Below are 12,580 nucleotides of genomic sequence, written 5' to 3' on the forward strand. Positions count from 1 at the left end.
CTTTATTAGTTGCTTACTTTTCTCTGAAGTCCTACATTCATCACCACGCCGACTCCCAGATATACGCTCAGGAGTGAACTTACTCCATAGCTGATAAACGGAAGCGGAAGTCCGGTATTCGGCAGGATGCCTGTAGCTACAGCTATATTAGCAAAACTCTGAAATGCCAGCAGGGAAGCAAGACCTACACAGAGCAGACTTCCCATCAGATCTTTTGCCCTGGCCGCCATAATGAGACATTCATAAACAGTCAGCGCGATCAGAAAGATTACGGCAATGCAGCCGATAAAGCCCAGTTCTTCCCCGATAACAGCAAAGATAAAGTCTGTCTGTTCCTCGGAAAGGAAGTTTCCGTTCTTTACAGATGCCAGAGTATTGTTATTGAGTCCTTTTCCCTGCAGCATGCCGGAGCCGATCGCCATAATAGAGTTATTCTGCTGGAGATTGGCCTCCGCATAGTTTGCGGGATCAATGAAGGCCATGATACGGCGCACCTGATAATCCTTCAGGAACGGTACCATGTTGTACTGGAGCAGATAGATAAACAATGCCCCGCAGGGAACCACCACTGCCAGTGCCCCAAGGATCCACCGGTAGCTTAAGCCGGCCGTAAACAGCATACAGAGAAAGATTACCATAGTGACAAGACTGGTGGACAGGTTTGGCTGTAAAAAGATCAGACCGAATGCGGCCAGAAACAAAAGTCCTGCAAAAAACAGGATCTTAAACTCATTGATCCGCTCCTGATACCTGGAAAGATACCAGGAAAAAAAGATGATCAGTCCGATCTTCACAAACTCAGACGGCTGGATCTGACCAATGACCGGAAGCACCAGCCAGCGCCGTGCCACACCTCTGCTCACGCCAAACACCAGCACAGCCAGAAGGAAGGCCAGGCTGGTGCCGTATATGAGCGGTGCAACAGAAACCACTTTGTGGTAATCTACAAGGGATAAAATAATAACTGCCGTAAGACCGACCAGAATGCCCACGATCTGTTTCAGGACCATGGAGATATCCTGGTTGGAGGCGCTCCGGATAATCAGAACACCGGTAATATTCAGCAGCAGCACATAAAGGAATAAACGGTAATTGTAATTTCTGAAGTTATAGTCTAAGAACATTCTTCATTCCTCGTCATGTAACTGTCCAGATGGCTCTGTACAGTAGTAATTTGCCGGACCGGAAAGGCCGCCGTAATCAGAAAAGCCTGCTTACCGTCCTTTTCCGGGCGTATCAGCCGAAGCTCCACCGCGCCGGCATCGATCTGGGCATATCTGGATAAGACACGTACCAGATCATCCCGGATCATTCCGATGATGCCGGGATTTATTCCGGACTGGTCTGATACCAGAAGCAGCTTCAGTCTGGACCGGGCAATCTCACCGGAATTACTCTTTGCGGATCTTCCAGGCATTTTCATCCGCTCCACCTCCTACGCCCTCTTTAAAAAGCCGGAAATGCGGACCAGAATCCCTCTGTGAGGATCCAGATCCATAAACGGAACCGATTCCCCGGAAATCCTTCGACAGATATTTAAGAAAGCCTCCCCCGCCATGGATCCTGCAGCGACCAGCGGCTCTCCCTGATTGGCGGAGATGACAATGTCTTCTTCGTCCGGAACAGCGCCGATCACGGGGACGGCCAGAATATCTGCCACATCATCTACAGACATCATATCCCCACGGCGGACCATATCCATGCGGATCCGGTTCACAATGAGGCGGATGTCTTCCATGCGTGCCGCTTCCAGAAGACCAATGATACGGTCTGCATCACGAATAGCGGATACCTCCGGAGTCGTGACAACCAGAGCCCGGTCTGCACCGGCTATGGCATTCTGAAAGCCCTGCTCGATCCCTGCCGGACAGTCCAGCAGGATATAGTCAAACTCTTCCCGCAGATCATCCACCAGCTTACGCATCTGCCCGGGGTTCACAGAGGACTTGTCCCGGGTCTGGGCTGAGGGCAGCAGGTAAAGGTTCGGGTATCTTTTGTCTCTTATCAGGGCCTGCTTCATACGGCAATTGCCTTCCACAACATCTACGAGATTGTAGATGATGCGGTTTTCCAGCCCCATCACAACATCAAGATTTCGAAGACCAATGTCCGTATCAATCAGCACAACGCTGTATCCAAGGAGCGCCAGGCCTGTCCCGATGTTGGCAGTGGTGGTGGTTTTGCCGACCCCGCCTTTTCCAGAAGTAATTACCATGACTTCGCTCATAGAAACGCCTCCTGAAAAATACTATCGAATCTATTTTAACCTATAATCTGGAATTTTTCCAGTATTAATTGAAATTTAACATATTTAAGAATGATTTTTTTATTACTTTCGTACAAATACTACAATTTTCTACAGAAGCAACCATCGGACCCTTGCCCAGCTTGCGTCCCTTATCGCCATAATGGCAGGAAACATCTGCGATCCGGATCTGGAGAGGTGCCATCTCCATGGCGGCTACTACGGCCTCCCGATTTCCGGCGACACCTGCATGGACAGAACCGCGCAGTTCTCCCAGTACGATGATGTTTCCCTTGGCTGTTACCCGGGCGCCGTGACGGACATCCCCGATAATGACGATGCTGGCTTCCGATTCAATGGATTCTCCCCTGTGCAGATCTCCCCGGTAAAACTGGCCGGTCCGCTCGGAAAGCTCCATCAGTTTCTGGTTCAGTGCCTTCTCGCAGCGCTCTACCCGCTCTAAATCCTGATCCAGCAGACAGAGCACCTCAATTCCAGAGTTTTCCGTGATGGTATTGACGATCTGCATCTCCTGGGCCGCCGTCAGGGGCCTTCCCTGAAGCAGAAGCGCCATCTGGGCATTTCCCCAGAACCGGGCCGAATCCTTAAATTTTGCGGCAAGCTCCGCGATCAGATCCTCAAAGCTGCATTCCGGATCCAGGATGACCGTCATGCCTGCTTTGCTGCTTTTGATCACAATCCTGTTTTTCATGTTTTCACCCGCTCCCCTTTGTTGTCTCTGCGCTCCCGGCATTCCGGGAGCACAAGGTGATCAGTCTCCGACCTTAACATTGGAAACCTCCAGGGCACCACTGCCCAGGATGGATTCCAGATCGGTATATCCGTAGTAAAAGCGGTAGACATTTTTTGCCACCATAGCCGCGTTTGATGAGGAATATCCGTAAGGGATATTAACTGTCACGCAGATCTCCGGGTTGGTATACGGTCCATAGGAAATAAAAAACGCATGGTTACCACGGGTTCTGGACTCCTGGGCCGTACCGGTCTTACCCGCGATCTCCACCTCCAGATCCTTAAAGATCTTGTTCACGGAGCCGTCTGTGATTACTGCCCGCATACCCTGATGGACCGCATCCCAGGTGGAGTCTGCAATATCCACATGACCGGTCGCCTCCGGTGTGAAATCCTGGATCAGTTTTCCCTCCGAGTCGGTCATCTTATCAAGCAGGCTTAAGTCGAACACCGTTCCGCTGTTGGCAATGGCTGCCACATAGCGGGAAAGCTGTACATTGGAGTAGGAGTTGGTTCCCTGACCCATTGCGGATCGTTCCGGGTCCTCTGTAGTCAGTTCCGGTGTCGTTTCCGAAATCTCAATGCCGGAGGGACGGTTGAGTCCAAACATGGATGCATAGCGGCGGATCGTGTCCACACCCATATCGGTAGAATAGACCAGTGTGTCGCGATTCGTTGCCAGGCGGTGTGCCACCTCCGAAAAGAAGTAGTTGCAGGAATTCTGAAGACCTCCCACAACCGTCAGCGGGCCATGGTGTCCCGGATAGATCCAGCACTTGATCGGAGGGTCTACTTCTTTATATTCACCGGTACAGTCAATGGTTTCATAAAGACCGATGACCTTTTCCTCCAGACCTGCAATGGCCGTGATCGGCTTGAAGGTGGAGCCCGGTGCTTTCTTGGCCTGGGTCGCATTGTTGTACAGCGGCAGGGACAGATCCTCCTGCAGCTGTCTCATATAAGCCGGATCCGCGCTTCCGGACAGGCGGTTATTGTCGTAGCTCGGATAGGTAACCAGTGCCCGCACCTCTCCGGTGTTGACATCCGTGATCACAACTCCGCCGGTACACGGGTCAAGGGCCAGCTGAGCCGGTGTCAGCTCAATGTTCTGGATCTTACGGCGGATAAACTGGAAGGCGTATTCTTCGCCATTGGCAGTCAAAAGCTGCACTTCGTTTGCATCGTACGGAAGTACCCCCTGGGCGTAAAGTGCCAGGCAGAGCTGACGTCCGGTGACAACCTGGTCATTGATCAGATAACGGTAAATACGCTTGGTGAATTTTGCGTCATCCTTCAGATGCTCCAGCACGTAGTCCACCAGAACCTGGTAGATATCGTCGGCACTGGAATACTTGTTGGTGACATTCAGCTTTGTGGTATCGATCCAGCTTTCCGAAATACCGGCGTAAATATAATCACGCAGACTGATCTCGTCATTCTTCCACGCCTGATAGCTCTCGCTGTTCTGGTCGATCCGGTCTTTCTGGACGATCCCGATCGTTGAATCTGACAGCCAGTTATAGATGTAGGCCATGTATGCCATCATATCCTGGGGAAGATCCTTCATCATGGTCGGATGATCGCTCATGAGCTCATAGCGCAGACGTTCCAGGATCTGTTCTCTCGACGAGGTATAAATGGACTGGATCTGGCGCTCAATGTCTGTGGCATCCTCCGAAGCCATGTGGCTTAAGGAAAGGACATTGTTGTTGATAAGCTGGTAATAGGCATCCTTCACCGGAATGCTGATCTTGGAAGAGTCCGTGATGGCAGAGGTGTCGACATCCTGGTTGACCAGCGCCTTGGAAACGATACCGGCCAGCTGCTGCTCGATCAGATGGTAAATACCGATCTGCAGGTCGCGGTCAATGGTCAGATAAATGTCATTGCCGGTCGAGGCCTGTGTTTCGGAAAGCACCTGCATGACATTTCCCACATTGTTGACCACCAGATTCTTGTAGCCCTTGTGGCCCTGAAGCTCGAGCTCCATCGAAGCCTCAATGCCGGTCCGGCCGACAATATCGCTGAGTTCATACTCCTGATTTGTCTTTTTCAGTTCCTCCAGCTGATCCTCCTGTACCTTGCCGGTATAGCCGATGATCGGCGCAAAGTACACTGCGTCATTGTAACGGCGGATGGTAGTTTCTGCCACCTCCACGCCCTTCAGTTCTGCGGTGTGCTCCATCAGATCTGCCACTGTTTCATCATCTACCCGGTCACAGATAGTAGTTGCCTCATATTTTTTATATGCGACAAGAGACATCGTATACCTGATATTGACAAGCTGTATCAGCTCTGCGTCAGAAAGGATCAGGGGATTACCCTTTTCATCCTTCATCTTGTCAAGACCGTAGGCAGACTTTTTCTTCTCGATCAGCTCTTTGGCCGTCACCGCGGTCGGGTATTTTCCCTTTTCATCGTCGAGCTCATCCACGGACCTGCGTCCGTAAAAATCACGCAGGAATCGTTTTCTGGCCGCCTCGGACGAGGATGTGTAAACAATCTCCCCATCTTCATTTAATGCAATCTCCAGTTTGCCCTGAGCCTGATAGCCATGCTTGTTTAAGATCTGCACCAGCTTTAAGAGCATGCCATTCATACCTGCGCTTTTGGGATAATCTCCGGTGTCCTGCACCGTCACCGCGTAGGCCAGCTCGTTGTAGGCCAGAAGCTTCCCGTTGCGGTCATAAATATTGCCGCGGGTACCAGGCGTTGTGACTGTTTTTTCGATCATCTGCACGTAATCTTCCAGGTAAGATTCTCCGTTTATGATCTGAAGATCAAACAGCTTGGCCGCCAGCACCAGAAACATGCCGGTAAACACCAGAGCCAGAGCAAAAATACGGGAGCTTAACACCCGTTTTAAAAAATCACATAATTTATGAAAGAAATCTTTCAGCACGCTTGTGTCACTCCTATTTGTATCTCTTGTTTAGTATTCGCGTTCCCGGCGGTTATCCATCTCGTCCAGTCTGCGATTGGCTGACAGAAAGAAGCGGTAGATCAGCAGGGTCGTCACCACCGTAAAAATCAGCTCCGGAATGATGATCTCCCTTGCGTAATAAAGGAAATCCAGCCGGTTCCGGATCAGAAAACGGAACACATAAATATACAGGTTATAGATCAGCTCGTTGACCAGGCTCATGACCAGCGGCAGGTTGATATAGTCCTCATAGTAGTACTGGGTGCAGATGCCGTTGAAATAGCCGATGTTGATAAACAGCAGCGTATAAAAGCCAAAAGGACCGCTGTAAAACAGATCCAGTAAAATTCCCGCAAACAGGCCATATAGCAGCCCGGCTTTCTTTCCGTAAATAAATCCGAAGGAAAAGGTCAGGATCAGAAGCAGGTTCGGCGTTGCGGTAAGAAACGGGATCAGCGGAAATACACAGTTCTGTACCGTAAAAGCCAGGATCATCAGCACCACATTTAATAAGATCCGTTTCATGAGCCAGTCTGTGCCCCCTCTGTTTTTTCTGTGTCATCCTGCTGCGGTTCTTCTTTTGGTGTCGTGATGACCAGAACCTCCTGCAGGCTGTCAAACTGGGCAGCCGGGATCAGGTAACCGGATTTGGTCAGACGGTTCTGGTCGGTGGTCATATCCGCAGCATAGCCGATCAGAATGCCAGGCAGGAACTTGGAACTGATATTGGAGGTCACGATCCGGTCTCCGTCTTTAAAATCCGCATCCTGCGCGACATTGCTGATCCGCAGGCGTCCTTCCTCAAAAAGCGTCAGATCGCCGGCAACAATGCAGGTATTGCCGGACTGCTGGGCCATTCCGCTGACACGGCTCACATCATCGATAATGGAACGTACCGTGGCGTAATGGGCTCCAACATCCGTGACAATTCCTACGAGGCCTCCTCCTGCGATCACATTGGCATCCACGAGAACACCATCCGCAGAGCCCTTGTTGATCCGGAATACCTGGAACCAGTCACCGGAGTCTTTTGCAATGACCCGGGCACCGATTTTCTGATACTGCATATAGTCCTGGTCCAGATCATAAAGCTCCCGCAGGCGCTGCAGTTCGAACTGTTCCGACTGAAGACGGCTGTTCTCCTCCACCAGGGCATCGATGCGCTCCTGAAGGGCCTGTTTTTCTGCCATGGCACTGTGCAAGGTACTGTAATTGCTGATGCCGTTGTAGAGGGAGGTTCCCACCCGGTTCACCCCCGACTGGATCGGGTTTAACACATAACCCACACCGCTTCTCAGCGGATTTAAGAAACCATCCTTAAAGGATGTAATGCCGATCAGCAGAATGCAGAAAACCGACAATCCGATCAGAATGTATTTGCTGCGTTTTGATTCCATCTGTTATAATCCCCGTTCTTTCATGCTGACATAAGTGCCGTCACCTATGATAATATGATCCAGCACCGGGATGCCGATCATCCTGCCGGCTTCCTCCACCCGCCTGGTAAGGAGGATATCCTCCCTGCTTGGCTGTGGGTCGCCGCTGGGATGATTGTGCACCAGGATCAGACTTACTGCCTGAAATCTCAGTGCCTGGATAAAGATTTCCCTCGGTGTGGCAAGAGACGCGTTCACCGTTCCTTTGGTGAGCGTCACATCCCCGATCATATTCTGTTTTGTATTAAAAAGCATCATGTGGAACTCTTCCTGTTCCTTATGACGCAAATCTTCCTGATAGTATTCTGCCACCTGGGCCGGCTCATTAAAACGCACCGGACTCCTTATGGCCTTCCGTTTCCAGATACGCCTGGAAAGCTCTCCGATACACTGAAGCTGGATAGCCTTCACCTGTCCGATGCCTTTGACACTCATAAGCTCCGGCAGGGACAAATGTAAAAGTCCCAGAATTCCTTCTCCGGGACCTCCAAGCTCCAGGATCCGGCCGGCCAGTTCCAGTACGCTCTCCTGCGTGCTTCCGGTCCGGAGGATCACAGCGAGAAGCTGTGCGTCACTCAAATATTCCGGACCGGACTTTACGCAGCGTTCATATGGCCGCTCCTCATGGGGCAGTTCTTTCATCTTTGTGTGTCTCATGATTCACCCTCCATTCCCTCTCCAAGTACGAAGCGGAAGGAAAACCACAGATATAGTTAGTTTACCACAAATCAAATATCGTGTATACAAAAAATGGAAAACTTTAGAAATGGTTAATAATTTTTTCGCTGCACGGACTACAGGGCCACAATGCCTGCGTCCACCATTTTCTGCAGTGACATTAAAATGCCAAGCTTTGCGTGATACCAGGTCAGACCGCCCTGGAAATACACAGCGTACGGCGGCTTGATCGGGCCATCGGCACTCAGCTCAATGGAAGAGCCCTGTACAAAGGCGCCTGCTGCCATGATGACCGGCGCATCGTAGCCAGGCATATCCCAGGGCTCCGGAGAAACAAAGCTGTCTACCGGCGCTGCTGCCTGAATGCCCTTGCAAAATGCGATCATGCCTTCCGGCGTTCCCAGCGTCACTGCCTGGATGATGTCATGACGGGACTCGGTGCTGTCTGGAACCACTGCAAAACCCAGCTTTTCATAAACATTAGCTGCAAAAATCGCACCCTTCAGTGCACCTGCCACAACCGTCGGAGACATGAACAGCCCCTGATAGAAGGACTGGTTCAGTCCCAGGCTTGCACCCACCTCTTTTCCGAGTCCCGGCGCGCTTAACCGGTAGGAGGCCTGCTCCACACAGGATTTCCTGCCCACAATGTAACCGCCGATCGGTGCCAGGCCGCCGCCCGGATTCTTAATTAAGGAGCCAACGATCATGTCTGCGCCCACATCCGTCGGCTCAATGCGCTCTACGAATTCGCCATAGCAGTTGTCTACCATGCAGATCACATCCGGCTTTACGCTCTTACAGAATGCGATCAGTTCACCGATCTGGGTTACGGAGAAGGTTGGACGGGTTGCGTAGCCCTTGGAGCGCTGAATGGTAATCAGCTTTGTCTTCTCGTTAATGGCTTTGCGGATATTCTCATAATCAAAGCTTCCATCTTCTAACAGATCCACCTGACGGTAGATGACACCGTACTCTTTCAGGGAACCGGCAGACTCACGGATGCCGATAACCTCTTCGAGGGTATCATACGGTTTTCCAACCGGCGAGAGCAGCTCATCGCCCGGACGCAGATTGCTGGACAATGCCACATGAAGGGCGTGGGTGCCGGAGATCAGCTGCGGGCGGACCAGGGCATCCTCACCGTGAAAGGCTTTTGCATATACCTCTTCCAGAGTGTCACGACCCAGATCATTGTAGCCATATCCGGTGGTTGCAGCAAAATGAATGTCACTGACACGGGCCTCCTGCATGGCCTTCAGCACCTTCATCTGGTTATATTCCGCATTCTCGTCAATCGCCTCAAAACGTTCCTTTAAGCTTTCTTCTATTTCTGTTCCGAATTTCAGGACCTTTTCACTTATGCCAAGTCCCTCGTACATCTCATTCAATTCCATGTTTGTTTCTTCCTCCAAAGTAGTCATTACAGATATATGTTAATATTTTTTGCTGATCGTCTTCCGGCTGACCGGTTCCGTCCGGCAGTTTCACCCACGGTGCGTTCCTGTCATCCATGGCAATAAACCGCACATCCCGCTCCCGCTTAAACCAGGTGAGCTGACGTTTCGCGAAATGTCTGGTGTCGCGCTTAATGATGTATACCGCTTCCCCGAGGCTGATCGTTCCATCCAGATAATCCAGGATTTCCTTATATCCAAGTCCCTGCATGGCCACCATATCCCGGGTGCAGCCCATCTCCTTTAAACGCTTCACCTCATCCACCAGTCCCTGCTCCATCATGATGTCTACCCGCCGGTCAATCCGCTCATAAAGCGCAGCGCGGTCCCGCGTCAGAACATAGTAATAGAGGTCATAGGGAGAGGTTTTCTCCCGTTCCCGTTTATTATGCTCGGAAATCTTCTCTCCGGTCAGCCGGTAATACTCGATCGCCCGGATGACACGCTTGACGTTGTTGGCATGAATGGCTCTGGCAGATTCCGGATCGATCTGTGCCAGCATCTGGTGCAAATGCTCCTCGCCTCTCTCTGCAGCGAGCTGCTCCAGCTCCTCCCGGATCCCGCTGTGGTCTTCATTTTCCGTAAAATCAATATCATAGGCTAGCGCCTGGATGTAAAATCCGGTGCCTCCCGTTACAATAGGCACATGGCCGCGGCTGTAAATACCGGCCATAGCTTCCTTCGCCATAGCCTGGAACCTGGTCACATTGAACTCTTCCCAGGGTTCCAGCACGTCGATCAGATGATGAGGTATCCCATCCATCTCTTCCGGCATGATTTTTGCCGACCCGATGTCCATATGGCGATACACCTGCATGGAATCGGCGCTGATGATTTCTCCGTTCAGCGCCCTGGCAAGTTCAATGGATAAAGCTGTTTTTCCCACCGCGGTCGGTCCGGTGAGAATGATCAGCGGCTGTTTCATAGCTGCTCCCCCCTGTCAGACAATTCGTTTAAACTTTTTCTCCAGTTCATATTTACTCATGGCAATTATGGTTGGTCTGCCGTGCGGGCAGGCGTATGGATTTTCCAGCCCAAGCAGCTGGTCGATGAGGGCGTCTGCCTCTGCCGCGCTCAACACATCATGTCCCTTTACGGCAGCCTTGCAGGACATTGATGCCACCTTTTCATAGATCATATCCGCATTCCGCGCCTGGGTATCCTCGGAAAGGCTGTCCAGCATCTCCATCAGAAGTTCCTTCTTCGCAATGGTAAACAGGTTATCCGGCACACCACGCACTGCATATTCCTTGCCTCCAAACGGCTCAATCTCAAATCCGATGTCCGTAAAGATCTGCATGTTCTTCTCCAGCATCAGTGTCTCCCGGCTTCCCAAAGTCAGGATAATGGGAGGATGGATCTGCTGACAGGTATACTCTCTGGTTTTTAAGGAATTCATGGTCTTCTCATACAGGACCTTCTCATGAGCCGCATGCTGGTCGATGATGTAAAGCTGGTCTTTAAATTCCACCAGCCAGTAAGTGGCAAACAGCTGGCCAATCAGCTTGTGGCGGCTGCGGGACCGGGGTTCGAGGAGCTTTTCCTCAAAGAGATCCAGCTGAACCGCAGGCTCCCCGGCTGGCGGCTCCTGCATCTGCTTTGCTTCCGGCTCGCTGGCTTTCGCCTCCTGCACCTGCTTTGCTTCCGGTTCGCTGACTTTCGCCTCCTGCATCTGGCTTGCTTCCGGCTCCCCGGCTGACTCGGTTCTTCCTGGCTCCTGCTTTAACAGTGCCGTCAGCACCTCGTTCACGCGATAACCGGATGGCTGCTGCAGTTTTTCTGACTGCTGTATTTCCTCCGCCCGCTGCTCCGTGCGAAGAAGTCCGCTGCGCTCACTGCGGATCTGGGAGGTGGCCTTCAGCGCAGGCTGCTCTCCCGGTCTGGTCTTCATCCGGTATTCCTCCGGAGTCTCCCGCAGCACGATATGATCCGCGATGCTGTCTGCCATATTCCGTCTGGTGTCAAACAGACCGGCGCTGTCCTTCCTTAGCCGGTTCTGCTCAAATGGCTCCGGGATCGGGATCCGTTTTTCCGGCACGGATTTTCGTGCCCGCTCTTCCTCCACCAGCTCTACCTTCGGGATCAGCTCCTTGTGGCGCAGCGCCTCCGCCAGGGTATCCCGCACCATGCGAAATACATTCTCTCCATTCTGAAAGCGCAGCTCCATCTTCGTCGGATGGACATTCACATCCAGAAATTCCGGCTCGATCTTAAAATGCAGCATGGTAAACGGATACTTGTGCTGCATCATAAACGGCCTGTAAGCCTCCTCGATGGCCTTCGAAATGATATTGCTCTTGATATATCTTCCATTAATATAATAATTTTCAAAGTTACGGTTACTCCTTGCAATGACGGGCTTTCCGATAAAGCCCTCCACACTGAAGGCTTCCCCGGTGACAGACACCGGGATCAGATTTGCAGTGATTTCCCGCCCGTAAACCGTGTAAATGATATCTTTTAAATTATGGTTGCCGGAAGTATGCAGCTTATTCTGATTATTCTGGATAAAGCGGATGGAAATCTCCGGGTGGGACAGCGCGATCTTCTCCACCAAATCTGCCACATGGGCCCCCTCCGTCATGGGAGTCTTTAAAAACTTCCGGCGTACCGGCGTGTTGTAAAACAGATTCCGCACGATGAATGTCGTTCCGTCCGGAGCGCCAATCTCCTCCAGCCCCCGCTCCTGGCCACCTTCGATCTGATAACGGTTTCCGGTTAAGGAACGGCTGGTCTTGGTGATCAGCTCCACCTGCCCAACCGCGGCAATACTGGAAAGTGCCTCCCCCCGGAATCCCAGGGAGGATACGGTAAACAGATCCTCCACAGACTGGATCTTGCTGGTGGAATGTCGCAGAAATGCCAGCGGGATCTCATCCTTTTCAATTCCGCAGCCATTGTCCGTAACCCGGATGAAGGAAATTCCTCCCTCACGGATCTCCACCGTGACCGCAGTTGCCTTCGCATCGATCGCATTCTCCAGGAGCTCCTTCACCACCGAAGCCGGACGCTCAATGACCTCGCCGGCTGCGATCTTGTTGATGGTATTCTGATCCAGTACATGAATGTTCGGCATGTGTACCTCCCG

The 12,580-nt window shown here is 51.8% G+C and carries 11 protein-coding genes; all 11 read right to left on the reverse strand.

Annotated elements, in window-relative coordinates; translation table 11 throughout:
• Positions 1 to 5 precede the first annotated feature (5 nt).
• The 11 genes from ACMP1L_RS06715 to mutL all read right to left on the reverse strand — a co-directional run bounded on the left by ACMP1L_RS06715 (position 6) and on the right by mutL (position 12,568).
• Positions 6 to 1,124 carry an FtsW/RodA/SpoVE family cell cycle protein gene (locus ACMP1L_RS06715; protein ID WP_177303911.1) on the reverse strand — a complete coding sequence of 373 codons (1,119 nt, stop codon included), beginning with the start codon at positions 1,122 to 1,124 and terminating at the stop codon, positions 6 to 8.
• Positions 1,115 to 1,423, reverse strand: a complete 309-nt coding sequence (locus ACMP1L_RS06720) for a cell division topological specificity factor MinE (RefSeq protein ID WP_118732200.1) — start codon at positions 1,421 to 1,423, stop codon at positions 1,115 to 1,117. Before ACMP1L_RS06720 ends, ACMP1L_RS06715 begins: the two co-directional genes overlap by 10 nt.
• Before the next feature lie 12 nt (positions 1,424 to 1,435).
• Positions 1,436 to 2,227 carry a septum site-determining protein MinD gene (gene minD, locus ACMP1L_RS06725; RefSeq protein ID WP_118732201.1) on the reverse strand — a complete coding sequence of 264 codons (792 nt, stop codon included), beginning with the start codon at positions 2,225 to 2,227 and terminating at the stop codon, positions 1,436 to 1,438.
• A gap of 64 nt (positions 2,228 to 2,291) precedes the next feature.
• Positions 2,292 to 2,957, reverse strand: coding sequence for a septum site-determining protein MinC (locus ACMP1L_RS06730; protein WP_118732202.1), 666 nt, complete (start codon positions 2,955 to 2,957; stop codon positions 2,292 to 2,294).
• 60 nt (positions 2,958 to 3,017) lie between these two features.
• Positions 3,018 to 5,900: a penicillin-binding transpeptidase domain-containing protein gene (locus ACMP1L_RS06735; protein ID WP_418452429.1), complete on the reverse strand. Its 2,883-nt coding sequence runs from the start codon at positions 5,898 to 5,900 to the stop codon at positions 3,018 to 3,020.
• Between the two features lie 30 nt (positions 5,901 to 5,930).
• The gene (mreD, locus tag ACMP1L_RS06740) at positions 5,931 to 6,446 is read right to left on the reverse strand and encodes a rod shape-determining protein MreD (RefSeq protein WP_118732203.1); all 516 of its coding nucleotides are present in this window, start codon (positions 6,444 to 6,446) and stop codon (positions 5,931 to 5,933) included.
• The gene (gene mreC / locus ACMP1L_RS06745; protein ID WP_118732204.1) at positions 6,443 to 7,318 is read right to left on the reverse strand and encodes a rod shape-determining protein MreC; all 876 of its coding nucleotides are present in this window, start codon (positions 7,316 to 7,318) and stop codon (positions 6,443 to 6,445) included. The genes mreD and mreC overlap by 4 nt, the downstream gene beginning before the upstream one ends.
• Positions 7,319 to 7,321: 3 nt before the next feature.
• Positions 7,322 to 8,014, reverse strand: coding sequence for a RadC family protein (gene radC / locus ACMP1L_RS06750; protein ID WP_118732205.1), 693 nt, complete (start codon positions 8,012 to 8,014; stop codon positions 7,322 to 7,324).
• Between the two features lie 137 nt (positions 8,015 to 8,151).
• A complete protein-coding gene (locus ACMP1L_RS06755) occupies positions 8,152 to 9,432 on the reverse strand; it encodes a methionine gamma-lyase family protein (RefSeq protein WP_373243173.1) in 1,281 nt (426 codons plus the stop codon).
• Positions 9,419 to 10,417 (reverse strand): tRNA (adenosine(37)-N6)-dimethylallyltransferase MiaA, encoded by a 999-nt coding sequence (gene miaA / locus ACMP1L_RS06760; RefSeq protein ID WP_418452431.1) that lies wholly within the window; start codon positions 10,415 to 10,417, stop codon positions 9,419 to 9,421. Before miaA ends, ACMP1L_RS06755 begins: the two co-directional genes overlap by 14 nt.
• 15 nt (positions 10,418 to 10,432) lie before the next feature.
• On the reverse strand, positions 10,433 to 12,568 hold the full coding sequence (mutL, locus tag ACMP1L_RS06765; protein ID WP_418452433.1) for a DNA mismatch repair endonuclease MutL: 2,136 nt from the start codon (positions 12,566 to 12,568) through the stop codon (positions 10,433 to 10,435).
• Positions 12,569 to 12,580 lie beyond the last annotated feature (12 nt).

Source organism: Ventrimonas sp., assembly GCF_048380235.1.
Taxonomy (GTDB): Bacteria; Bacillota; Clostridia; order Lachnospirales; family Lachnospiraceae; genus Brotaphodocola.